The following is a 22824-nucleotide window of genomic DNA, read 5'->3' as shown; positions in this document are numbered from 1 at the left end:
CGAGCTTTCCAGTGAAACTAAATAAATAACTGATATTAAAGGGTTAGTTTTTAAGTTCGTTTTTTGAGATGGGAGCTGCATCGGATCTTTATCATCGGATGGCCCTTGTTCGGGGTGAGCATTTCCTTAGTATGGGTCTCACAAGGACGGAGCTGGTCCGGCAGGATGCAGGGCAGCGCATAAAGATGGAATAGTCCGCAGGATGTGGACAAGGGACACCTCAGGATGAGCTCGATAATCAGGATGATTATCGTCACGGATGAATAAAGGAACACCGCGGGATGCGGCAGGACACTCTCGGGATGGGAGCAGAATGAACGGAACCTCGTTCTTCAGGATGAACAGGACCTCGCCGGATGCGAGAGGAATACTTCAGGATGAAGTGAGATAACCCGGATGGTTATCTGTCAGGAAGACGCAAGGAACCCCACAGGACGTGGTAATGGACACCTCCAGGATGGAGACAGGGAAGCAGTTCAGGATGAATTGCCAGGCCAGGAACGCCGCAGGACACGCCAACGGATTGGAAAGGGGATATTCCAAAGGATTAGGATAACGTCAGGGATTGCAGGGAGCATTGCAGTTCTACGGACAGGACGACACGACTCTAGGGGACGGCTACCGCCGTCCCCTTTTCTTTTATGGTTTGTCCGAGAGATTGCCGCGCTGGGCGGCGTTGACGATCTCTTGCAGGCGCTGACGAATGTCGACCATGCCAAACACACCAAAGATCAGCACAGTGACAAACTCGGCCTTGGTGACCGCGAAGTAGCGTTTGCAAGCTGCCTTGATCATGCTGGCCTGCAGCCAGTGCAGCAGGGCGACGATCACGCCGCAGACCGGCAGAAAGCCGTTGAGTTTGCCGGGCAGCGGGGCAATCAGGCTCATCAGCACGCCAAACCAGAAGAACAATATCAGCCCCATCGCCAACAGATTAAAGACCCGCTTCATTGTTTACCTCCCTTAGATAGAGTTGGTAGCAGACCTGATTTGATCGACCTGCTTGTCCTTGAGCCATTGTCCAAATTGACGGGGAGGGCTACTGCGCCCATTCCCCCCCTTTAAACTGCAGCGTCATTCTTGGTGTCCCGCAGATAGAGCTGGTAGCTGACCTGACCTGCCTGTTTATCCTTGAGTAGTTGCCAGCTGGCGGGCAGCGCCAGATCGGCCATCTCCTTCTCCCGCTCCAGATAGATGAGGGCGTCCGGCGCCAGCCAGCCGCGCTGCTCCAGCAGTTCGCACACTTGCGGCAGCAGGTCGCGGCGAAACGGCGGATCGAGGAACACCAGATCAAACGGTGTGGCCGGGCCTTGCAGCCAGCTCACTGCATCTGACTGGATCACCTGACCCTGACTGCTGCCGAGGGCGGTCAGGTTCTTCTTGATCTGGTCAGCGGCCCCTTTGTCCATTTCGATCAGGGTCACCTGCTCGGCATAGCGCGACAGCGCCTCCAGCCCGAGTCCGCCGCTACCGGCAAACAGATCCAGGCAGCGGGTGCCGCGAATGTGGGGGGCCAGCCAGTTGAAGATGGTCTCCTTGACGCGATCCGTGGTGGGTCTGAGCCCTTCCACATCCTTGACCGGCAATTTGCGGCCTCGCCACTGGCCGCTGATGATTCTTACAAAGCCCGATTTTCCTTGCGGGGCGGGACTCTTGCTCGGGTTGCTACGGCTGGATTTCACTCTGGGCATCGCGTTTCATCGTCAGAAAATAAAGTGGTAGTATAAGGCGGTTCATTTTTATGCCGACCCGCCAAGGGACGGCTATCTTAGCAGTCAGCCTTTGATGTGAGTATTTTTAGATGGCAAAAGGTTTGTTTTCCTGGCTGGGTTTCGGCCGCAAGAAAGAAGAGGCTGAGGCTGTCCAACCACAGACACCCCAAGCCACCCCCGTTACCGTTGAGCCCGAGGTCACTGCTACCCCCGCTCCCGTTTCCGATACAACTGTTTCCGATAGTACGCCGGCCGTTGCCCCCGAAGTGCCTGCCAGCGCACAGAATCCCGTTTTGCAAGATGATTGCTGCCTGCCGACCGAGCTGGACGACCACGGCCCACTGGTGGTGGAGGAGTGCGCTTCCGATTTGGAGCCGGTGATCGTCAATGAAGCGCTGATCGCCGAAGAGGAGCGTGCCGCTGACGCCGCTCGCACTGCCGCAGAGGCGCAAGCCGCTGAGGTCAAGGCAGCCGAAGAGGCCCGTATTGCTGCCGAAGCCCGTGCTGCGGAAGAGGCTCGTATTGCTGACGAAGCCCGCGCTGCGGAAGAGGCTCGCATTGCTGCTGAAGCTCGCGCCGCGGAAGAGGCTCGTATTGCTGCCGAAGCCCGTGCCGCGGAAGAGGCTCGCATTGCCGCCGAAGCTCAGGCTGCAGAGGAGGCTCGCATCGCTGCCGAAGCCCGCGCAGTGGAAGAGGCCCGCATCGCTGCAGAAGCCCGTGCCGCGGAAGAGGCTCGCATTGCCGCCGAAGCCCGCGCTGCGGAAGAGGCTCGTATTGCTGCCGAAGCCCGTGCTGCGGAAGAAGCTCGCATTGCTGCTGAAGCTCGCGCTGCGGAGGAGGCTCGCATTGCCGCCGAAGCTCAGGCTGCTGAAGAAGCCCGTATCGCCAAAGAGGCCCAGCGCGCGGAAGATATGCGCCTGGTCGCCGCGATGGAGGCTGAGGCTGCCGCCCTGGCCGCTCTACCGCTGGCCGCCAAGGTGGACGACGACACCCAGGACAAACCGCAGCGGGAGGGCTTCTTTGCTCGCCTCAAGCGCAGTCTGGTGCGCACCAAGGAGAATATCGGCTCCGGTTTCTTCGGCCTGTTCCGTGGCAAGAAGATCGACGACGAGCTGTTTGAAGAGCTGGAAACCCAGTTGCTGACCGCCGATCTCGGCGTCGACACCACCACCCGCATCATCGAGGGGTTGGTGCAGCACGCGGATCGCAAGCAGCTCAAGGATGCCGAGGCGCTCTACGGCCTGCTCAAGCAGGACATGGGCGAGATGCTGGCCAAGGTGGAGCAGCCGCTGGTGATCGACACCAGCAAGAAGCCTTATGTGATCCTGATGGTCGGCGTGAATGGCGTCGGCAAGACTACCACCATCGGCAAGCTGGCCAAGCAGTTCCAGGCTGAAGGCAAGAGCGTGATGCTGGCAGCGGGTGACACCTTCCGTGCCGCAGCGGTCGAACAGCTGCAGGTTTGGGGTCAGCGCAACAACATTCCGGTGATTGCCCAGCATACCGGTGCCGACTCCGCTTCCGTCATTTATGATGCCATCGAGGCCGCCCGCTCCCGCGGGGCTGACGTGCTGATCGCCGACACCGCCGGTCGCCTGCAGAACAAGAGCAACCTGATGGAAGAGCTCAAGAAGGTAGTGCGGGTGATGAAGAAGCTGGATGAAGAGGCGCCCCACGAGATCATGCTGACGCTGGATGCAGGCACCGGCCAGAACGCGCTGAGCCAGGCCAAGCTGTTCAGCGAGGCGGTTGGCCTGACCGGCATCACCCTCACGAAGCTGGATGGCACCGCCAAGGGCGGCGTCATCTTCGCGGTGGCCGACAAGTTCCAGATCCCGATCCGCTACATCGGGGTGGGCGAGGGGATCGACGATCTGCGTCCCTTCGTTGCCAATGACTTCATCGAGGCGCTCTTCAGCCGCGATGAATAAGTCCGGCCGCGATGAGTCAGCTCAGCCGTGATGAGTAAGTGTTCCATACCCCGACTCCGGTCGGGGTTTGTCAATTTCAGGGAACCGTTATGATTCGTTTTGACAAGGTCAGCAAGGTATACAGCGGTGGCCATCAGGCGCTGCAAAAGGTCAGCTTTCACCTGCGCAAGGGAGAGATGGCCTTTCTGACCGGGCACTCGGGGGCGGGCAAGAGTACCCTCCTCAAACTGATCAGCGTGATGGAGCGCCCGACCGATGGTCGTGTCTTCTTTCATGGCGATGATGTCAGCCATATCCAGCGCAGCCAGATCCCCTATGTTCGCCGCCAGATCGGGATGATCTTTCAGGATCACCGCCTGCTGATGGACCGCACCGTGTTCGACAACGTGGCGCTGCCGCTGGTGATCGATGGCTACAGCCATGCGGACATCAACAAGCGGGTGGCGGCGGCGCTGGACAAGGTGGGGCTGCTCGGCAAGGAGCGTTACCAGCCGCGCATGCTCTCCGGTGGTGAGCAGCAGCGGGTCGGCATCGCTCGTGCCATCGTCAACAAGCCGCCGCTGCTGCTGGCGGATGAACCGACCGGCAACCTGGATCCCCAGCTCTCCATGGATATCATGCGGCTATTTCAGGAGTTCAACAATTTTGGGGTCTCGGTACTGATTGCTACCCACGATCTGGGGCTGATCGCCCGTATGCGCTATCGCACCCTGACCCTCAAGGCGGGTCGCATGTATTCGGCCGGGGAGGAGCTCTGATGGCTATCGTTCGTCATAAACAACCGCCGCTGCGCCGTCTGATGATGTACGGGGTTGACCATGTGCGGCAGGCGTTTGCCAGTCTCGGGGAGTTGTGGCGCAATCCGCTCGCTTCACTGATGACGCTGGCGGTGCTTGGCGTCAGTCTGGCGCTGCCCTCTTGTTTCCACGTGTTGCTGAAAAACGCCGAGGTCGTGGAGGGGAGCTGGCAGAGCAGTTCCCAGATCTCTCTTTACCTGCGCAAGGATCTGCCGGAGCAGAGCATTCTCGATCTGCAGCACAGGATCCTGCTCTATCCCGAGGTGGATTCGGTCACCTACCTGAGCCGTGACGATGCGTTGCGGGAGTTTCGCGAGATCTCCGGCTTCGGCGATGCCCTCGATTATCTGGACAGCAACCCGCTGCCGCCTGTGCTGAGCGTCATTCCGGATCCACGCTGGCAGAACCCGGAAGGGGCCGCCGAGCTGCTCAGCAAGCTCAACAACGAGGTGGGGGTCGAGCAGGGCAAGCTGGATCTGCAGTGGCTGACCCGGTTGCAGGGGATCATGAACCTGCTGCGCCACACCATTACCGGTATCGCGGTGCTGCTGCTCTCCGCCGTGTTGCTGATTGTCGGCAATACCCTGCGTCTCAACATCCTCAACCAGCGCTCCGAGATTGAAGTGCTCAAGCTGGTGGGGGCGACCGACTCCTTTATTCACCGTCCTTTCCTCTATACCGGCATCTGGTTCGGGGTGATCGGCGGCATGTTGGCCTGGTGGCTGACCGAGGTGATGGTGATCTGGAGCGAGGGGGTGGTGAAGGAGCTGGCGGGCTTGTATAACAGTAACTTCCGGCTGGTTGGCATGGGGGCGGTAGACGGGATCAATCTGATCTTGCTGGGCGCCCTGCTGGGGCTGATTGCCTCCTGGTTCTCGGTCCATCGCCACATTCGCGACATCGAACCATCCTGATTACTTTGTCATCAAAGTAAATCGCTGGATTTTGAGAGGCGGATCAAGTAAAAGAGGGGCCGTTTCTGGCTTGGCCCCCATAGTCAGAGTATTCTGAATAACAATGATCTTCCGGATCTTCGCTAGATCCAGTGAACCTTCTGATTTATAAGCAGTCTATTAAAGCTGAAGCATTTATACGGGTGTGGCCCCTCTGCCTTGCTCGTCAGACTTGGCAAGCATGTGAAGGTTGCGAGCTCCGCAACAATGGACTTAGCATGCTACTTTTCGGGGGTCCTTCATTGTGACCCCCTTTTTTTGACTGTTCATTCATGATTCATCCTGCAGGCTTAAGATAAGCCGGTCTAAAACTGGGCATGTTCTTTGATACACGCCGCAGAATGGCATCCGGTCAGTAGACAGACCCTCTCAGGGTGTTAGACTGATTCGATTGAAAAGTAAGAGGTAACAGATGGGAACTTCATTGCAGCGCACTATGGCTCTGATTCCGCAAGGTAGTCTGGAAGGCTATATCCAGGCAGTAAACTCTATTCCTGTGCTGAGCGCAGAGGAAGAGCGTGAACTGGCTGAGCGTTTGCAGCAGGATGGCGATCTCGAGGCTGCCCGCCAGCTGGTTATGTCGCACCTGCGCTTTGTCGTTCATGTCGCCAAGAGCTATGCCGGTTACGGCTTGCCCCAGGCCGATCTGGTTCAGGAAGGCAACATCGGCCTGATGAAGGCGGTCAAGCGCTTCGACCCGACGGTTGGTGTGCGTCTGGTCTCCTTTGCCGTGCACTGGATCAAGGCCGAAATCCACGAATATGTCCTGCGCAACTGGCGCATGGTCAAGGTGGCGACCACCAAGGCCCAGCGCAAGCTCTTCTTTAACCTGCGCAAATCCAAAAAACGTCTGGGCTGGCTGAACCACGAAGAGGTTCAGGCCGTGGCGGCCGATCTCGGCGTCTCTGCCGCTGACGTGACCGAAATGGAAGCGCGGATGGCCAACTACGATCAGGCGTTCGATCTGGTGGGTGACGATGAAGAAGAGGGCGGTTTCGCTCCGGTTCACTATCTGGAGGACAAATCCTCCGATCTGGCCGCGACCATCGAGAACGACAACTGGGACGATCACGCGACCCGTCGCCTGAGCTCTGCCCTCGCCACCCTGGATGAGCGCAGTCAGCACATCATCCGCGCCCGCTGGCTCGATGATGACAGCAAGACCACTCTGCAGGAGCTGGCCGATACCTACGGCGTCTCTGCCGAGCGTGTGCGTCAGCTTGAGAAAAACGCACTCAAGAAGCTGAAAGATGCCATGGAAGCCTGATGCTTCCTCTCATAAAAACAGGGCCTGATGGCCCTGTTTTTGTTTCGCAGGGATCTGGTCGGCCTTGCTTTGGTTACCCTTGAGTGTGTTATGTTGCCGCCACTGCCACATTAGGGAGAGCAGAAGTGAAACTGTTGAACGACCTGTTTACCAACAACCGTGAGTGGGCCGAACGGATCAAAGCCGAAGATCCCGCTTTCTTTGCCACTCTTTCTGCCCAGCAGGCCCCCGAATACCTCTGGATCGGTTGTTCCGACAGCCGGGTTCCCGCCAACCAGCTGATGGGGTTGCTGCCGGGGGATGTCTTCGTCCACCGCAACGTCGCCAATCTGGTGGTGCATACCGATTTCAACTGCCTCTCCGTGCTGCAATACGCGGTAGAAGTCCTCAAGGTGAAGCACATCATCGTCTGCGGTCACTACGGTTGCGGTGGCGTCAAGGCCGCGATGCAGAACCAGGAGCTGGGGCTCATCGACAACTGGCTGCGCAACATCAAGGATGTCTACTTCAAATATGGTGAAGAGCTCGAGGCCATCGAGGATGAGCATGAGCGCTTCGACTACCTGTGCGAGCTGAATGTGGCCGAGCAGGTTGCCAACGTCTGCCACACCACCATCATCCAGAACGCCTGGCGCAAGGGGCAGGAGCTGGCGGTGCATGGCTGGATCTACGGGATTAAAGACGGTCTGCTGCACGATCTCGATCTTTGCATCAGCGGCCCGGATCAGATCCCCGATGTCTACCGCGCCTGGCCGGATATGCGTCCGCCCCACCGTCGGCGCTAGGGAGCTTCATGGTGGCGCCAGCTCTCTATCTGCAGATCAAGCAGCACATTCTGGACGGGATCCGCGAACGCCACTATCAGGCGGGGGACAGGATCCCGACCGAAGCGGCCCTGTGCGAGCAGTTCACCGTGAGCCGGATGACGGTCAACCGGGCGCTGCGGGAGCTGGTGGCGGAAGGTTGGTTGGTGCGTACCGCCGGTTCCGGCAGCTTCGTGGCGGACCGGCGCACCGAATCGCCGCTGCTGGCTATTCGCAATATTGCCGACGAGATCGCCGAGCGTGGCGGCGAGTACAGCGCCCGGGTGATCCGGCTGCAGCGGCTGGCCGCCGACGAGAAGGTGGCGGTGCAACTGGGGCTGCGGGTTGGCGCCCCTATCTTTCACAGCCTCATCGTCCATCAGGCCGATGGCGAGCCGTTGCAGCTGGAGGAGCGCTTTGTCGATGCCGGGCGCCTGCCGGGCTATGGCGAGCAGGATTTTACCCAACAGACTCCCAACCGCTATCTGATGGATGTCTGCCCCCTCTCCGAGATGGAGCACGTGGTGGAAGCCGTGTTGCCCAGCGCCGGTGAGGCGGGATTGTTGCAGATCCGCGTGGATTCCCCCTGCCTGTTGTTGCACCGGCGTACCTGGTCGGAGGGGCATCTCGTCTCCTACGCCCGTTTGCTCTCCCCCGGTTCCCGCTACAAGCTCAGCTCCAAGACTCAGCTGGAGTGAATGTCTATACAAATCGATTTTTGCAAAGCCCACCTCCTGGTGGGCTTTTTTGTGCTTAAACTCTAAGTTTGATGCTGTTATCAGGATGTGAACGCCGCTCTTTCTTTCGTCATAGAGATCGACTATAAGGATATGTATATACATTTGAGGTCGCTATGAACAAGGAACTGTTGAACTGCGAGCGGGTCTGGCTCAACGTGACACCCGCCACCCTGAATGATGAGCTGGCCGACTACGGCCTGCTGCCGCTCCACGCCATCGGCGTGCAGGATGGCAAGATCCACGCGCTGTTGCCGATGGCCGAGTTGAAGGGGCCGTATCCCGCTCACTGGCAGGATATGCAGGGCAAGCTGGTCACCCCCGGCCTTATCGATTGCCATACACACCTCATCTTCGCCGGCAGCCGTGCTGAAGAGTTCGAGCTGCGCCAGAAAGGGGTGCCCTATGCGGAGATCGCCCGTCGGGGCGGTGGCATCATCAGCACGGTGCGTGCCACCCGTGCCGCCTGCGAAGAGCAACTGTTCGAGCTGGCGTTGCCGAGGGTGAAATCCCTGATCCGCGAGGGTGTTACCACAGTGGAGATCAAGTCCGGCTACGGCCTGACGCTGGATGACGAACTCAAGATGCTGCGGGTGGCCCGCCGACTGGGAGAGGCGTTGCCGATCCGGGTCAAGACCACTCTGCTGGCGGCCCATGCGGTGCCGCCGGAATATCGCGACGATCCCGACAGCTGGGTCGAGACCATCTGTCAGGAGATCATCCCGGCCGCCGCCGAGGCGGGTCTGGCCGATGCGGTAGATGTCTTCTGCGAGCACATCGGCTTTTCGCTGGCCCAGACCGAGCAGGTCTATCTGGCGGCGGATCAATACGGCCTGCCGGTGAAGGGGCATATGGATCAGCTCTCCAATCTCGGTGGCAGCACACTCGCTGCCAACTTTGGCGCCCTCTCGGTGGACCATCTGGAGTATCTGGATCCGGAAGGGATCCTGGCGCTGGCCCACCGTGGCGTGGTCGCCACCCTGCTGCCCACCGCCTTCTACTTCCTCAAAGAGACCAAGCTGCCGCCGGTTGCCGCCCTGCGCAAGGCGGGGGTGGCGATGGCGGTCTCCTCCGATATCAACCCAGGTACCGCCCCCATTGTCTCGCTGCGGATGGCCATGAACATGGCCTGCACCCTGTTTGGACTGACCCCATTGGAGGCCATGGTCGGGGTGACCCGTCACGCCGCCAACGCGCTCGGTGAGCAGGATCGTCTTGGCCAGCTCAGGGTGGGGATGGCGGCCGATTTCCTGATCTGGCACTGCGCCCATCCGGCTGAGTTGAGCTACATGGTCGGCGTCGATCAGCTGGCAGGCCGCATCTTCAACGGCGAGGAGACCCTCCATGGATAAGTTCAACCCGATCGACATGTCGCTCTGGCAGGGGCGGCAGGATCCGGAAGATGGTGAACTGGCACTGCGCTGGCATGACAAGATGCTGCCCTGGACCGCCGGAGCACAAGACACTGCCGGTGTAGTGCTGCTCGGTTTTGCCTGCGATGAAGGGGTACGCCGCAACAAGGGGCGTGTCGGCGCCGCCGGGGCGCCGATGGTGGTCCGCAAGCTGCTGGCCAATACCGCCTGGCACCTGAATCGTCCCGTCTATGATGGCGGGGATGTGAGCTGCCCCGATGGCAATCTCGACGCAGCCCACGGCCATCTGGCCGAGCGGGTCGCCTCTGCGCTCGATCTGGGCCACTTCCCGCTGGTGCTGGGGGGCGGCCACGAGGTGGCCTTCGGCAGTTGGAGCGGCCTCAACAGTCATCTGGGCGGCAGTGGCAGGGTCGGCATTATCAACCTCGATGCTCACTTTGACCTGCGGATGAAGCAGGAGCAGGCCAGCTCCGGCACCCCCTTCTTCCAGATTGCCGAGCAGTGTGCCGCTCAGGGCACGCCGTTTCACTACGCCTGCCTCGGGGTGGCCGAGACCGCCAATACCCAAGCCCTGTTTGCCCGTGCCAAGGCGCTGGGTGTGTGGCATGTGCTGGACGAGGCGATGACCCAAGCCGAATTGCCAGCCTTGCTAAGCGGGTTGGACGCTTTTATCGCCGATTGTGATCACCTCTATCTGACCATCGATCTCGATGTGCTGCCCGGCAACCTGATGCCGGGAGTGAGCGCCCCCGCAGCTCGTGGCGTAGAGCTGGCGGTCATCGAACCGCTCATTGCCCATATCCGGGCCAGCGGCAAGCTGAGGCTTGCCGATCTGGCCGAGTATAACCCGACGCTGGATCAGGACAATCGCAGTGCCCGCGTGGCCGCGCGACTGGTTCATCTGTTGACCCGTTAACCCTTTGGCCGCATATCGCCGAAGGCACCCTATTGATACAACAAGGAGTGTGTATGTCTGTGCAACAGCAGGATCCCCGCCATGATCCGAACCGCGTGATCCGTGCCCCGCGCGGCACTGAACTGACCGCCAAGAGCTGGCTCACCGAGGCGCCGCTGCGGATGTTGATGAACAACCTGGATCCCGAGGTGTCCGAGCATCCACAGTCGTTGGTGGTCTATGGCGGCATCGGCCGTGCCGCACGCAACTGGGCCTGCTTCGACAAGATTGTCGATGTGCTGACCCGGCTGGAGGAGGATCAGACCCTGCTGGTGCAATCCGGCAAGCCGGTCGGGGTGTTCCAGACCCACAAGGACGCGCCGCGGGTGCTGATCGCCAACTCCAATCTGGTGCCCCACTGGGCCAACTGGGAGCACTTCAACGAGCTCGATAAGAAGGGCCTGATGATGTACGGCCAGATGACCGCGGGTTCATGGATCTACATCGGTACTCAGGGGATCGTGCAGGGCACCTACGAGACCTTCTTCGCGGTGGCCAATCAGCACTTCAACGGTGAACCCAAGGGACGCTGGATCCTGACCGGCGGGCTCGGCGGCATGGGTGGTGCCCAGCCGCTGGCCGCCACCATGGCTGGCTTCTCGATGATCGCCATCGAGTGCGACGAGACTCGCATCGATTTTCGTCTGCGCACCCGTTATGTGGACAAGAAGGCTCACAGCCTGGATGAGGCGCTGGCCATGGTCGAAGAGGCCAAACAGGGCGGCACCGCCGTCTCCGTCGGCCTGCTCGGCAACGCCGCCGACGTCTTCGCCGAGCTGGTGGCTCGCGGCATCACCCCGGACGTGGTGACCGACCAGACCTCCGCCCACGACCCGGTGCACGGCTACCTGCCGCAGGGCTGGAGCGTGGCCAAGTGGCGCGAGCTGCAGCAGAGTGCCCCGCAGGAGGTGAATCTGGCCGCTCGTCGCTCCATGGCCCGTCAGGTGGAGACGATGCTGACCCTGCAAGAGCGCGGCGCGGCGACTCTGGATTACGGCAACAACATTCGCCAGATGGCGCTGGAGGAGGGGGTGGCGAACGCCTTCGACTTCCCCGGCTTCGTCCCCGCCTACATTCGCCCGCTGTTTTGCGAGGGGATAGGCCCGTTCCGCTGGGTGGCCCTCTCCGGCGATCCGGAAGATATCTACAAGACAGATCAGAAGGTGAAAGAGCTGATCCCGGATGATCCTCACCTGCACAACTGGCTCGACATGGCCCGCGAGCGCATCGCGTTTCAGGGGCTGCCGGCGCGGATCTGCTGGGTCGGGGTCAAGGATCGGGTACGGCTCGGGTTGGCCTTCAACGAGATGGTGAAAAACGGCGAGCTGAAAGCGCCCATCGTCATTGGCCGCGACCATCTGGATTCCGGCTCGGTGGCGAGCCCGAACCGCGAGACCGAGTCGATGATGGATGGCTCCGATGCCGTCTCCGACTGGCCGCTGCTCAACGCTCTGCTCAACACTGCTGGTGGCGCGACCTGGGTGTCGCTGCACCACGGCGGCGGGGTCGGCATGGGCTTCTCCCAGCACTCCGGCGTGGTGATCGTCTGTGACGGCTCCGATGATGCGGCCCGCCGCGTCGGTCGAGTACTGCGCAACGATCCGGCCACCGGGGTGATGCGCCACGCGGATGCAGGTTACGAGATTGCCATCAACTGTGCCGTTGATGCGAAACTGGATCTGCCGATGATTGACGGCGCCAACGGTGTCAAAGGAAAGGTGTAACACCATGTTTGAATTGACTATTACTCCTGGTGAGCTGGATCTTGCCACCCTGCGCCGCGTCAGCCGCGAGCCGGTACATGTTTCACTGGATCCGGCCGCGCTGCCGGGGATCCACGCCTCCGCCGCCGTGGTTACCAAGGTGATCGAGCAGAACCGGGTGGTGTATGGCATCAACACCGGCTTTGGCTTGTTGGCCAACACCCGCATTCCGGTGGAGCAGTTGGACGAGCTTCAGCGCTCCATCGTGCTTTCCCATGCCGCTGGCATCGGCGAATACATGGATGACGCCACTGTACGGTTGATGATGGTGCTCAAGCTCAACTCGTTGGCGCGGGGCTTCTCCGGCATCCGGCTGACGGTGCTTGAGGCCCTGATGACCCTCATCAACGCCGAAGTCTATCCGGTGGTGCCGAAGAAGGGCTCCGTCGGGGCCTCCGGCGATCTGGCGCCGCTGGCCCATATGAGCTGCTTGCTGATCGGTGAAGGCAAGGCTCGCCACAAGGGCGAGCTGATCGACGCCGCCACTGCGCTGAAAATTGCCGGGCTCGAGCCTATCGCGCTGGCACCCAAAGAAGGATTGGCGCTGCTTAACGGCACTCAGGCGAGCACCGCCTTCGCGCTGGAAGGGCTGTTCCATGCCGAGGATCTCTACGCCGGTGCCATCACCATCGGCGCCATGAGCGTGGAGGCCGCCCTTGGCAGCCGCCGGCCGTTCGATGCCCGCATCCACGAAGTGCGCGGTCAGCGTGGCCAGATCGATGCGGCCGCCTGCTATCGCCACCTGCTGGTGGATGGCAGCGAGATCGGCATGTCCCATCACAACTGCGAGAAGGTGCAGGATCCCTACTCATTGCGCTGCCAGCCGCAGGTGATGGGGGCTTGTCTGACCCAGATCCGTCAGGCCGCCGAGGTGCTGGTGTGCGAGGCCAACGCGGTCTCCGACAACCCGCTGGTGTTTGCCGATGACGAGGAGATCCTCTCCGGTGGCAACTTCCATGCTGAGCCGGTGGCTTTTGCCGCCGATAATCTGGCGCTGGCCATCGCCGAGATAGGTTCCCTCTCCGAGCGGCGCATGGCGCTGTTGATCGACTCGCGGATGTCCGGTCTGCCAGCGTTTCTGGTCAACAACGGCGGGGTCAACTCCGGCTTTATGATCGCTCAGGTCACCTCGGCTGCGCTCGCCTCCGAGAACAAGACCCTGGCCCATCCCGCCTCGGTGGATAGTCTGCCCACTTCCGCCAATCAGGAGGATCACGTCTCCATGGCGACCTTCGCTGGCCGCCGGCTGGCAGACATGGCGGAGAACACCCGCGGCATTCTGGCTGTTGAACTGCTGGCGGCGGCACAGGGGCTGGATTTTCGCGCGCCGCTGCGCAGTACCGAGCTGATCGAGCTGGCCAAGGGACGACTGCGGGCAGAGGTGAGCTTCTACGACAAGGACAGGTACTTCGCGCCGGATATCGAAGCGGCCGCCGCCCTGCTGGGCCGTGCCAGCTACAACGACCTGATCCCGGCCGGGGTGCTGCCCAGCCTGTAAGCCTTGATCACCCTTCTCCCCTGGCGGGAGAAGGGTGGGGGATGAGGGGGAAGCCGCTTCACAGGCGCTGGTGAGAGCCGGGAGCAGATGACAAAAGACCGCCCAATCGGGCGGTCTTTGCGTGTCTGACGTTGGTTGAACGCGGTTATTCGTGTTCGAACATCAGGAACAGATAAACCACGAACAACACCAGATGGGTCGCACCATGGAGCACATTGGTGCGGCCGCTGCTGAAGGTTACTTTACAGACCATCAAGGTCGTGACCAGCAGCACCATATCGGCGGGGGAAAGGCCGAGGCGCACCTCCTGATCCAGCATGGAGCCGATAAAGAGCACGGCAGGTACGGTGAGGGCGATGGTGGCCAGCACAGAGCCGAAGTAGAGGTTCATTGCCCGCTGAAGCTGGTTGTTGAAGGCGGCCTTGATGGCGCCGACTGCTTCGGGGGCCAGCACGATGCAGGCGACGATAAATCCGCCCAGTGCGGCGGGTGCTTCCATCACATGCACCCCGTAGTTGATGGGGATGGCCAGGGTCTTGGCCAGCAGGATCACCACCAGCAGGTAGGCGAGCAGCAGGATGGTGTGATAGACGTTGCTCTGCAGCGGGCCGTGGTGCTCCTCATAATCCTCGTGATCGCTGTCGACGAAGAAGTGGCTGTGGCTGCGGGTCTGGATCAGCAGAAAGACCCCGTAGAGCAGGATCGAGATGATGATCAGCATCCATGACATGGCGCGCGACATACTGCCGATTGCACCGCCCTCGGTGAAGTTGGGCAGCACCAGACAGAGCAGGGCAAGCGGGATGATGGCCACCAGATAGGATTTGACCCCGTCCAGATTGAAGCTCTGGGTGTGGTAGCGCCAGCCGCCAAACAGCAGGGTGAAACCCACCAGACCGGTACTCACCAGCATCACTACCGCAAACATGGTATCGCGGGCCATGGTGGGGTTGGGCTCGCCGGTCAGCATTACCGAGGAGATCATCACCACCTCCAGCGAGATGACCGAGAGGGTGAGGATCAGGGTGCCGAAGGGCTCGCCCAGCTTGATGGCGAGGGCATCGGAGTGGCGCACCACCGAGAAGATGGCCCAGGTGACGATGGCCAATAGTGCCGCCGAAACAGGAAGATAGATCCCGAGCGGAGTTGTCTCTGTCAGCAGGTCACTGCCCAGGGTCTTGAAAAAGAGCAGGGTCAGCAGGCCAACGGGCAGGGCAATCTCTTGCCGGATAACTGTCTTCATAGGCAATGGTTCTCTATTGGGGGTCTTGACGACCGGATGACATAAACAGGCTGCAGGGTTATCGGTTGCGCAATAACCGGCTCCTTATGATAAGGGTTGTTATCCCCGTCAGGGCAGATCATTTTGTTGCTGAATGTAAATAAGGGGTGGCAGAAGACGGTTCGATTTCACCATGGAGCCGGGCCCGGGTCTGCTGGAGGCTTTTCCAGCCTGATGGCCGGGCTGGGTTACGGCGCTACCGCCAGCATCAACCTGATGATGTCGAGCCGCTGACCAAACCGTTTCACGGCCAGATCCTGCCATCTCTGCGTTAGCTGGCCTGCTGGTGTTGCAACTGCCACTCTCGTTGCCAGTGGGTCAGTATCTTCAGCGGCATGGGTTTGCCGAAGAAGTAGCCCTGGATCAGATAGACGCCGTGCTGGCTCAGATAGTCGACCTGCAGCTGGCTCTCGACCCCCTCGGCGATCATCTCCATGCCCGATTCCCGACCGAAGACGATGATGGCATCCAGTACGCTGCGCTTGAGGTCGTTGGTGCCTATGGTATCGACGAACATCTTGTCGATCTTGATCTGGCGGATCCCCAGGCTCTGCAGGTAGGCAAAGCCGCCGTAGCCGGTACCGAAATCATCCAGCTTGAAGTGATACCCCATCTGTTGCAGCAGGGTGATCTCCTCGGTGGCCGCCTTGATGTCGAGGATCGGCTTGCGCTCCGTCAGCTCGAAGGTGAGCCGGGTGGGTGAGGGGTTTTGGCTGTGAGCGAGCAGGGTGCGCAGCAGGGGCTGCTCGATATGGGCCGCCACCAGATTGACGCTGACCCACTGCTCCGGTGCCAGCTGCGGCAGGTCAGTGATCACCTGCTCCAGCAACTGTTCGGTCATCGGCAGGATCAGTCCCTGCTCCTCTGCATATTCGATAAAGGTGCCCGGGGGGATCAGCTCGCTTCCCCGCTGCCAGCGCAGCAGCGCCTCGAATCCCACCACTTGGTGGGTACGGGCATCCACTATCGGTTGGTAGAGGGGAATAAATTCCCTGCGTATCAATCCTGTTTGCAGCAGTCCCTTGAGGGAGCGCCGATAGCTGCGCAGCAGCCAGTATGTGACGCTTAACAGGGCACCGAGCGAGATACCGAACCAGAGACCGTAGTGATTGAGTTGGTCATGGGCATATTGCTCCAGCGCTTTTCCCGCCCAGACCGTCTGTTTGGTGAGTTCATTGGGATCGAAGAAACTCAGGCTGATATTGCTCTCTTCCTGTTTGATCTCCTTGTCGCCACGGGGAAAGTGGACTGTGCTTGCATCGGTATCCTGTCGGCTGAACTCCAGATAGAAGCAGTGGCTGCAGGGGTGTTGCAGCAGGTCGTGGCTCCAGCTGTTATCCAGCACCCAGTAGGCGAGGTTGTCGCCGGATCGGTAAAAGGCCACCAGCTCCTGTTCGGTATTGTATTTGGCCACTGTAGCGGTAATCCCCAGTTTGCCGAACTTCTGCCCGCTGTTCTGGAGCTCTTTGATCAGCGGGATCTCCACCCCCAGGCTGGAGCAGCTGTTGCCGGAAGCGAGCTCCAACCCTTGCAGGCGGATATGAGCGCTGTAGAAGCGCGGATCGCGCAGCAGCTCCATGTCTTTGGCGCCGCAGTTGAACTCAAATTGTGCCAGTTGTTTGTTGATGGCGGCATCCAGCTCCCGGTGGCGTACGGCCATGGCTCCCTTGAGCTCGGCAACCTTCTCTTCCAGCAGATGAAAGGCCATCGGCTTGGCAAACCACAGGCCGAGAAACTGGCTGCCCACGACAGGCAGGACGAACAGCAACAGAGCGATCCAGACGGGTGATTTACGCAAAGGAAGTACCTGCCAGTTTCATGAGACACAAATGGACTTTGCCATCATAGAGCATTAGTGCAATCAATTTGAGTCCGAGTTGTCACACTTGTTGATTGATTTTTTAACTGCATGATTTTAAATGTGTTTATTATTAACTTTGGCTAGATTCAATCGCTGACCTGTCATAAATGACAATTGCTCAGCTTATCCGAACTGCATTAGAGTAGCCCTGCGGTTTGACTCACCGTGTGTTCAATACTCCTGTATCTGTTTTTTGTCAGTAGCACAGAGTGTTAGTTTTGATATGAGTGTTCCTTTTGGTCCCCTTTGAGGGACCATTTTTCTGTCTGTCATCCCGCCCTTTCCCGCATTTGTAGCCCGTCATCCTTGGTATTCTCCCTCTGCTTTGGGTTATGCTTGCCCGCTTAAATTGCAGAAGCGGGATCTTCATCCATAGCTGTGGCCCGATCGCCGCTGCTACCATGAGGCGACATGGATGATGCCGGGCATACGGAAAGGCGCATGAAACTCACTACACAGCTTGTCTCATTTATCACCCTTTGCGTGATCGCAGCCATGGCGACCGTGCTGATTGGCGGGGTGTTCAGCTTTCGCGAGCTGGGCATGGAGTTGCAGCAAAAGAAGGTCGATGCGCTGGTCGAAGTGATCGACAAGCAGCTCGATGTTGCTCACGACATGGAGGATATGAGCCACTGGTTGCCCACTCTGCTGCGGGCCGCCCATGTGGTCGAGCTGGAGGTGCGCCAGAATAACCAGCGGGTCTACTGGTTCCGCGATGTGCGCAATCCGGTCGACGAACAACTGCTGGTGCCATACAGCCACCCGCTGCCCCATCAGGCCGACATGCAGGCCAACTTCAAACTGGAGCGCCCCTTCAAGGAGGCGGAATACTCCATCAAGGCGATGTCCGGCATCTCGCTGGGCATCTTTATCGTGGTGTTCGGTCTCTGGTACTCCATCCGCTGGCTGCGCCAGCAGTTGCGCGGGGCCGAGCTGCTGGGCATTCGTGCCCAGCTGATCCTCGATGACAAACTCTCCAAACTGAGTCATGACCCCGGCGAAGAGTGGCCGGTGGCCGCCAGTCAGGCCCTCGATCATCTGCTCGCCGAGCTGGCGGATGCCCGCAAGGAGCGCAGCCGCTTCGACAACTTCATTCGAAGCAACGCCTTCGTCGACAAGATGACCGGCATCGGCAACCGGCTGTTTTTCGACAACCGGCTGGAGAGCGCCATCATGGAGGCGAGCGTGATGAGCGGCGGCGTTCTGCTGATCGATCTCGCCTGTCTGGAGGAGCTGGAGGCCGATCAGTTCGAGTTGCTGGGGCACGATTTGATGATGGAGGCGAGCGCCACCATAGGTGCCTTCGTGCGCAAACACAACGGTGCCCTGCAGGCCCGCTATGCCGGTCAGGTCTTTGCGGTGCTGCTGCCCAATATGTCCGAGAGCGAGATGGTGGATAGCGCCAGCCAGCTGCTCAAGAGCCTGCAACGGTTGCATTGGCCGCAGGAGGTCAACCCGGAGACGGCGGTCTATCTCGGCGCCGTCTGTTATCAGGCACAAGACAGCCTGCTCAAGGTGCAGGAGGAGGCGGAGCTGGCCCTCAAGAGCGCCCGTCTGCAAGGGCACAACGGCTGGTTCCTCTACGAGAAGCAGCTGGATGAGGAGCAGAGCAGCAAGGGCACGGTACGCTGGCGTACCCTGATCAGCCGCCGTCTCGAAGAGCACGGCATCGAATTTTACACCCAGCCGATCCAGCAGGATCGGGGGCAGGTGGTGTTGCAGCAGGAGTTGCTCACCTATCTGCACGACGAGCAGGGGCGGGCTTTGCAGGCGGGGATCTTCATGCCGATGGCGGAGAAGGTGGGCTTGTTGCTGCAACTGGATCGGCTGGTGGCGGAGCAGACCCTAGCCCTGCTGCGCCAGCGCTCCGAGCAGAGCTGCCCCATCAGCCTGACCCTCAGTGCCCAGAGCCTGCTCAACCGCGAGTTCCAACGCTGGCTCTTCTTCGCCCTGTTCCAGCTGCCGCGCAGCACCAACGAGCGGTTGATCCTGCAACTCTCGGAATCCCAGGTGACCCGCCACTTCGAGGCGCTCAAGCGGCCGCTGCGCTCTTTGCGGATGCTGGGTTGCCAGCTGGCCATTGATCATGCCGGTCAGGATGTGGTGAGCACCCAGTACATCAAGGAGTTCGAGATCAACTTCCTCAAGCTACACCCCAGCCTGGTACGGGAAATCCATGCCCGTCAGGTCAACCAGATGGCGGTACGCAGTCTGGTGGGGGGCTGCGCCAATACCCGCACCCGGGTGCTGGCAGTGGGGGTGGAGAGTGGCGACGAGTGGAAGATGCTGCGCCACCTCGGGGTGCATGCCGGGCAGGGGCCCTGGTTTGCCGAGCCCCAGCGTCTGGTGCTGGAATCGGCTGGTGATTGAGATAAACGAGAGAGGGTCGCCTTGGGGCGACCCTCTGTTGTTTGCGATGCTGTTTGCGGTTGCCGTAAGGCAGGGATCACAGTCGCCCCTGCTCCCGCAGCCCGGCGAGCCCTTGCATGCCGCCAGTGTGGATAAAGACGATTTTGCTGCCGGGGGCGATACGGCCTGCCGCCAGCTCGCGAAACAGTCCCCACATTGCCTTGCCGCTATAGATAGGCTCAAGGGGCAGATCGGTCGTGGCGCTGAAATCCTGTACCCACTGCCAGAGGGCCGGGCTGAATTTGGCATAGCCACCATCGTGGTGATCGAGCGCGATGCGCCAGCCGGGGATATTGGCAGCCGCAGGATGGAGGCGACACACCTCGTCAGCGATAAAGCTGCCTCCTTTCAGTACCGCAATGGCGAGGATCTGCTCCCGATCCCGTTTGCCAGCGATCAGGCCCGCCAGAGTGCCGCCGCTGGCGCAGGGCAGTACCCAGAGATCCGGCGAGAAGGGCACTTCGCCGACCAGTTCCGCCACGCCGGGGATGGCCAGCGGGCTGCTACCCCCTTCCGGCACGATCAGGGTATCGGGGGCATCGAATTGGGCCAGCCAGTCGGGATCCTGCCGTCGCCGGTAACTCTGGCGGTCGACAAAAACGAGATCCATGCCCCAGCGCTGGGCATCCCGCAGGGTAGAGTTACTGACGGCGTCATATTCGCCCCGTATGATACCGGTAGTACGAAGACCAGATTGGCACCCCGCTGCCGCCAGCGCGTGGATATGATTGGAGTAGGCGCCGCCAAACGAGAGCAGATGCCGTTTGCCGTGCTCTTTGGCATGCAGCAGGTGGTACTTTAGCTTGCGCCACTTGTTGCCGGAGATGGCCGGATGGATCAGATCATCCCGCTTGCACCACAGCTCGACGCCATAGCGGGTCAGCAACGGATGGTGGAGGTGTTGCAGGGGGGAAGGGAGGATGGCTTGACCCTCTGATTCGGCGGAAAGGCTGGCTTGCAATGGTGAGTCCGTCTTTTAATCTGGAGGCTAATCTGCTGTTTATGTTAATATTTCATACATTTAATCACTATTGATGGGCGGGCTTACATGAAACAACTGTTCAGACGGTCGACGCCAAGCCGCCAGGTCGGGCTCTTGCTGGCCAATGACAGGATCATGCTGGCTGCGGTGGGCAATCCCCCCGTCTTCGCGACGCGCACCATCAACGGCCCACAGGAGTGGGCAGTGGCCATGAACGAGCTGTTCAGCCGTCATGGGCTGGCCAAGTCTACGGTGCGGGTGGCCCTCGCCGCCAGCCTTTATCAACAGATCCAGATCGACAAGCCTGCCGTGCCTGACGCCGAGATGGCGGGGGCGCTCCCCTGGGCCATCAAGGATTATGTCAGCGAACCCGTGCTGCAACTGGCGATGGATTATGTGGACTTGCCCACCCCGCCTGCCGGTCGCCCGCGCATCAATGTGATCTGCCTGCCCAAGAGCCGGGTGCAACAGCTGGCCGATGCCATCAATGGCATAGCCACCCTGCAATCCATCATCAGCGACGAATTGGCGCTCACCTCTCTCTATGACGCGGATGACACGGTGCGCATGCTGCTGTGGCAGCCCAAGGGGCAGGATCTGCAACTGCTGGTCTTCCATCAAGGCGGGCTCTGCTTCTCCCGCCAGCTGCGCGGTTTCACCAGCCTGACTGGCGAACATGAACCGGACAGCATGCTGCTCGATTCACTGGCGCTGGAGATCCAGCGCTCCCTCGACTATCTGGCGGGCCAGCTGAAATTGCCCGAGCTGGGGCAGATGCAGTTTGCCGTCGCCTCGCCCTTTATCGGTACCCTGGTGCGCCACATGGAGCAGACCTTCGGCTTTGCCGTCTCCGCCATGGCCAACAAGGCAGTCCTGGCCGGCGTCGAATACCTCTCGGCCTACGCCGCCGCCATCGGGGAGGATGCGTGATGAGACGTCAGATAAACCTCTATGGCGCCGAGTTTCGCCCCAAGCGACAGTGGGCCAGCCTCAATCAGATGGCGCTGGTATGGGGCTTTGCGCTGTTGCTGATCCTGTTGATGGGCGTCGGTTACAGCTGGCAGCAGCAGCAGGTCAGCTGGGCGCTGGCGCAGCGCTCTGCCGAGCTGGAACTCAAGCGCAGCGAGGCGCAGCGGCTCGATGCCGAGCTGGCGCGCCATCAGGCAGATCCCAGGCTGCAACAGCAACTGGTCAACAAGCAGGATGAGCTGACGGCCAAGCAGGGGCTGATGCGCCAATTGGGCAGCCTGACCCTGCAAAAATCCCAGGGCTATGCCAGCGTAATGGCGGATCTTTCCCGCATTCGCAACAGCAACCTCTCGTTGCAGCGCATCGAGATCAACGAAGGGCGGATCAACCTCTCCGGCTTTGCCGGACGCAGTCAGGATGTGCCGGCCTGGGTCAACCGCTTCAAGCAGACCCCGAGTCTGGTAGGCAAGGAGTTTGGTGAACTGACCCTCGGCCGTGACAAGGAGGGTCGCCTGACCTTCCAGTTGAGCGGCATTGCGCGGGAGAAACCCTGATGAACCTGAAAACACAATGGCAGGCATGGGGCCAGCGTATCGCCGTGTTGAGCCAGCGGGAGCGGGTGTTGATCCTGCTGACCGGTCTGGTGCTGCTGGGCGCGGCCGGACTCTACGGCTGGCTCGATGGCGCCGATACCCGCCTGCAGCAGGATCGTATGGCCCTGAGCGCCGCCGAGCGCGACCTCGAGATCATGGAGCTGGAAAACCTCGGCAAACAGGCCCGGCTCAAGCGGGATCCCAATCAGGGAGTTCGCGAGCAGCTGGCGCAGGTCGAAGCGGATCTGGCCCGGATCGACGATGAGCTGAAGGCCCAGACCGTCGATCTGATCCCGGCGCACGAGATGCCGCTGGTGCTGGAGGCGCTGCTCTCCCGCTCCGCCAACCTTCACATGCTGGCCCTCAGTTCGCTGGAGCCGACCCCGCTGATGGCGGGGGAGCAGAAGGTCAATCTCTACAAGCATGGTATCCGGCTTCAGCTTGAAGGCGGCTATTTCGATGTGTATCAATATCTTAAAGCGCTGGAAGCCTTGCCGCGTCACTTTTACTGGAAGCAGTTCGACTATCAGGTCAAAGCCTATCCCGGCGCGGTGGTGGAGATGGAGATCTACACCCTGAGTACCAGCAAGGAGTTTATCCGTGGCTAGAGTATTTGCGTTGTGCTGTTGCCTGTTCAGCTTGCTGGCACAGGCGGAGCAGGTCGAGGTATTGCAGGATCCCACCGCGCCGCTGGCTGATGTGGCGGTTGGCGCCCGTGCGACCAGCGAGAGCAGCGCCGGTTTGCCGAAGCTGCAGAGTGTGGTGCTGGGCAATGGCCCGGCACTGGCGGTACTCAATGGCAAGAGTTATCGGGTCGGACAACAGGTGGACGGCTATACGCTGGTGACCATCAATGCCGATGCCGTGGTGCTGGAAAAGGCGGGAAAACGCCATGCGGTCACACTTTTTGCCAGCAAGATCCGGGTTTGAGTCGTGCTT

20 protein-coding genes are annotated in these 22824 nt (G+C 60.4%); 15 read left to right on the top strand and 5 right to left on the bottom strand.

All coding sequences use genetic code 11. From position 1 onward, the window contains the following. Positions 1-639 precede the first annotated feature (639 nt). Positions 640-951, bottom strand: a complete 312-nt coding sequence (locus ACTG27_RS14775; RefSeq protein ID WP_042052536.1) for a DUF1145 domain-containing protein — start codon at positions 949-951, stop codon at positions 640-642. Positions 952-1061: 110 nt separating this feature from the next. Beyond that, positions 1062-1691 carry a 16S rRNA (guanine(966)-N(2))-methyltransferase RsmD gene (rsmD, locus tag ACTG27_RS14770; RefSeq protein WP_129504874.1) on the bottom strand — a complete coding sequence of 210 codons (630 nt, stop codon included), beginning with the start codon at positions 1689-1691 and terminating at the stop codon, positions 1062-1064. Between the two features lie 110 nt (positions 1692-1801). Here rsmD and ftsY point away from each other — a divergent pair, with 110 nt between their 5' ends. The 10 genes from ftsY to hutH all read left to right on the top strand — a co-directional run bounded on the left by ftsY (position 1802) and on the right by hutH (position 13789). Continuing rightward, the gene (ftsY, locus tag ACTG27_RS14765; protein WP_439979892.1) at positions 1802-3643 is read left to right on the top strand and encodes a signal recognition particle-docking protein FtsY; all 1842 of its coding nucleotides are present in this window, start codon (positions 1802-1804) and stop codon (positions 3641-3643) included. 89 nt (positions 3644-3732) lie between these two features. Continuing rightward, on the top strand, positions 3733-4401 hold the full coding sequence (ftsE, locus tag ACTG27_RS14760; protein WP_005339995.1) for a cell division ATP-binding protein FtsE: 669 nt from the start codon (positions 3733-3735) through the stop codon (positions 4399-4401). Next, positions 4401-5354, top strand: a complete 954-nt coding sequence (gene ftsX / locus ACTG27_RS14755) for a permease-like cell division protein FtsX (protein ID WP_005339996.1) — start codon at positions 4401-4403, stop codon at positions 5352-5354. The genes ftsE and ftsX overlap by 1 nt, the downstream gene beginning before the upstream one ends. Positions 5355-5805: 451 nt before the next feature. Next, positions 5806-6660 (top strand): RNA polymerase sigma factor RpoH, encoded by an 855-nt coding sequence (gene rpoH / locus ACTG27_RS14750; protein ID WP_005339997.1) that lies wholly within the window; start codon positions 5806-5808, stop codon positions 6658-6660. A gap of 125 nt (positions 6661-6785) precedes the next feature. Next, on the top strand, positions 6786-7445 hold the full coding sequence (gene can, locus ACTG27_RS14745) for a carbonate dehydratase (RefSeq protein ID WP_005339998.1): 660 nt from the start codon (positions 6786-6788) through the stop codon (positions 7443-7445). A gap of 11 nt (positions 7446-7456) precedes the next feature. Then, positions 7457-8161, top strand: a complete 705-nt coding sequence (gene hutC / locus ACTG27_RS14740) for a histidine utilization repressor (protein ID WP_041202413.1) — start codon at positions 7457-7459, stop codon at positions 8159-8161. 155 nt (positions 8162-8316) lie between these two features. Then, positions 8317-9552, top strand: coding sequence for an imidazolonepropionase (hutI, locus tag ACTG27_RS14735; protein WP_439979891.1), 1236 nt, complete (start codon positions 8317-8319; stop codon positions 9550-9552). Then, entirely contained in the window at positions 9545-10489 is a 945-nt protein-coding gene (gene hutG, locus ACTG27_RS14730; protein WP_439979890.1) for a formimidoylglutamase, read from the top strand. Before hutI ends, hutG begins: the two co-directional genes overlap by 8 nt. A gap of 53 nt (positions 10490-10542) precedes the next feature. Continuing rightward, positions 10543-12252: a urocanate hydratase gene (gene hutU / locus ACTG27_RS14725; protein ID WP_439979889.1), complete on the top strand. Its 1710-nt coding sequence runs from the start codon at positions 10543-10545 to the stop codon at positions 12250-12252. A 4-nt stretch (positions 12253-12256) separates the two neighbouring features. After that, a complete protein-coding gene (hutH, locus tag ACTG27_RS14720) occupies positions 12257-13789 on the top strand; it encodes a histidine ammonia-lyase (RefSeq protein ID WP_416034519.1) in 1533 nt (510 codons plus the stop codon). Between the two features lie 145 nt (positions 13790-13934). On the opposite strand, the gene ACTG27_RS14715 is transcribed toward hutH, so the two are convergent. Both ACTG27_RS14715 and ACTG27_RS14710 read right to left on the bottom strand, forming a co-directional pair. Next, the gene (locus tag ACTG27_RS14715; RefSeq protein WP_005348596.1) at positions 13935-15032 is read right to left on the bottom strand and encodes a calcium:proton antiporter; all 1098 of its coding nucleotides are present in this window, start codon (positions 15030-15032) and stop codon (positions 13935-13937) included. 310 nt (positions 15033-15342) lie between these two features. Further along, positions 15343-16869, bottom strand: a complete 1527-nt coding sequence (locus ACTG27_RS14710) for an EAL domain-containing protein (protein WP_439979888.1) — start codon at positions 16867-16869, stop codon at positions 15343-15345. A 504-nt stretch (positions 16870-17373) separates the two neighbouring features. Between ACTG27_RS14710 and ACTG27_RS14705 the strand changes: the two genes are divergently transcribed. Beyond that, entirely contained in the window at positions 17374-19302 is a 1929-nt protein-coding gene (locus tag ACTG27_RS14705; RefSeq protein WP_439979887.1) for an EAL domain-containing protein, read from the top strand. Positions 19303-19378: 76 nt separating this feature from the next. On the opposite strand, the gene ACTG27_RS14700 is transcribed toward ACTG27_RS14705, so the two are convergent. Beyond that, a complete protein-coding gene (locus ACTG27_RS14700; RefSeq protein ID WP_439979886.1) occupies positions 19379-20302 on the bottom strand; it encodes a 1-aminocyclopropane-1-carboxylate deaminase/D-cysteine desulfhydrase in 924 nt (307 codons plus the stop codon). An 87-nt stretch (positions 20303-20389) separates the two neighbouring features. Between ACTG27_RS14700 and ACTG27_RS14695 the strand changes: the two genes are divergently transcribed. Genes ACTG27_RS14695 through ACTG27_RS14680 form a run of 4 tightly spaced genes read left to right on the top strand, consistent with a single transcriptional unit; the run spans position 20390 to position 22815 of the window. After that, a complete protein-coding gene (locus tag ACTG27_RS14695; RefSeq protein WP_026035092.1) occupies positions 20390-21253 on the top strand; it encodes a hypothetical protein in 864 nt (287 codons plus the stop codon). Continuing rightward, positions 21253-21846, top strand: coding sequence for a PilN domain-containing protein (locus tag ACTG27_RS14690; RefSeq protein WP_439979885.1), 594 nt, complete (start codon positions 21253-21255; stop codon positions 21844-21846). Before ACTG27_RS14695 ends, ACTG27_RS14690 begins: the two co-directional genes overlap by 1 nt. Then, entirely contained in the window at positions 21846-22493 is a 648-nt protein-coding gene (locus ACTG27_RS14685; RefSeq protein WP_139429545.1) for an MSHA biogenesis protein MshJ, read from the top strand. The genes ACTG27_RS14690 and ACTG27_RS14685 overlap by 1 nt, the downstream gene beginning before the upstream one ends. Further along, complete coding sequence (locus ACTG27_RS14680; RefSeq protein WP_193860618.1) at positions 22486-22815, top strand: SctD/MshK family protein; 330 nt, start codon at positions 22486-22488, stop codon at positions 22813-22815. Before ACTG27_RS14685 ends, ACTG27_RS14680 begins: the two co-directional genes overlap by 8 nt. Positions 22816-22824 lie beyond the last annotated feature (9 nt).

The sequence above is a fragment of the Aeromonas sp. 97A genome, from assembly GCF_051919185.1.
In the GTDB taxonomy this organism is placed as follows: Bacteria; Pseudomonadota; Gammaproteobacteria; order Enterobacterales; family Aeromonadaceae; genus Aeromonas; species Aeromonas veronii.
This window is presented reverse-complemented; position numbering and strand designations above follow the sequence as displayed.

Excerpts from the sequence above, each read along its gene's own strand:
- ACTG27_RS14775 (WP_042052536.1), bottom strand. The coding sequence starts at position 951 with ATGAAGCGGGTCTTTAATCTGTTGGCGATGGGGCTGATATTGTTCTTC.
- rsmD (WP_129504874.1), bottom strand. The coding sequence starts at position 1,691 with ATGCCCAGAGTGAAATCCAGCCGTAGCAACCCGAGCAAGAGTCCCGCC.
- ftsY (WP_439979892.1), top strand. The coding sequence starts at position 1,802 with ATGGCAAAAGGTTTGTTTTCCTGGCTGGGTTTCGGCCGCAAGAAAGAA.
- ftsE (WP_005339995.1), top strand. The coding sequence starts at position 3,733 with ATGATTCGTTTTGACAAGGTCAGCAAGGTATACAGCGGTGGCCATCAG.
- ftsX (WP_005339996.1), top strand. The coding sequence starts at position 4,401 with ATGGCTATCGTTCGTCATAAACAACCGCCGCTGCGCCGTCTGATGATG.
- rpoH (WP_005339997.1), top strand. The coding sequence starts at position 5,806 with ATGGGAACTTCATTGCAGCGCACTATGGCTCTGATTCCGCAAGGTAGT.
- hutI (WP_439979891.1), top strand. The coding sequence starts at position 8,317 with ATGAACAAGGAACTGTTGAACTGCGAGCGGGTCTGGCTCAACGTGACA.
- hutG (WP_439979890.1), top strand. The coding sequence starts at position 9,545 with ATGGATAAGTTCAACCCGATCGACATGTCGCTCTGGCAGGGGCGGCAG.
- hutU (WP_439979889.1), top strand. The coding sequence starts at position 10,543 with ATGTCTGTGCAACAGCAGGATCCCCGCCATGATCCGAACCGCGTGATC.
- hutH (WP_416034519.1), top strand. The coding sequence starts at position 12,257 with ATGTTTGAATTGACTATTACTCCTGGTGAGCTGGATCTTGCCACCCTG.
- ACTG27_RS14715 (WP_005348596.1), bottom strand. The coding sequence starts at position 15,032 with ATGAAGACAGTTATCCGGCAAGAGATTGCCCTGCCCGTTGGCCTGCTG.
- ACTG27_RS14705 (WP_439979887.1), top strand. The coding sequence starts at position 17,374 with ATGAAACTCACTACACAGCTTGTCTCATTTATCACCCTTTGCGTGATC.
- ACTG27_RS14695 (WP_026035092.1), top strand. The coding sequence starts at position 20,390 with ATGAAACAACTGTTCAGACGGTCGACGCCAAGCCGCCAGGTCGGGCTC.
- ACTG27_RS14690 (WP_439979885.1), top strand. The coding sequence starts at position 21,253 with ATGAGACGTCAGATAAACCTCTATGGCGCCGAGTTTCGCCCCAAGCGA.
- ACTG27_RS14685 (WP_139429545.1), top strand. The coding sequence starts at position 21,846 with ATGAACCTGAAAACACAATGGCAGGCATGGGGCCAGCGTATCGCCGTG.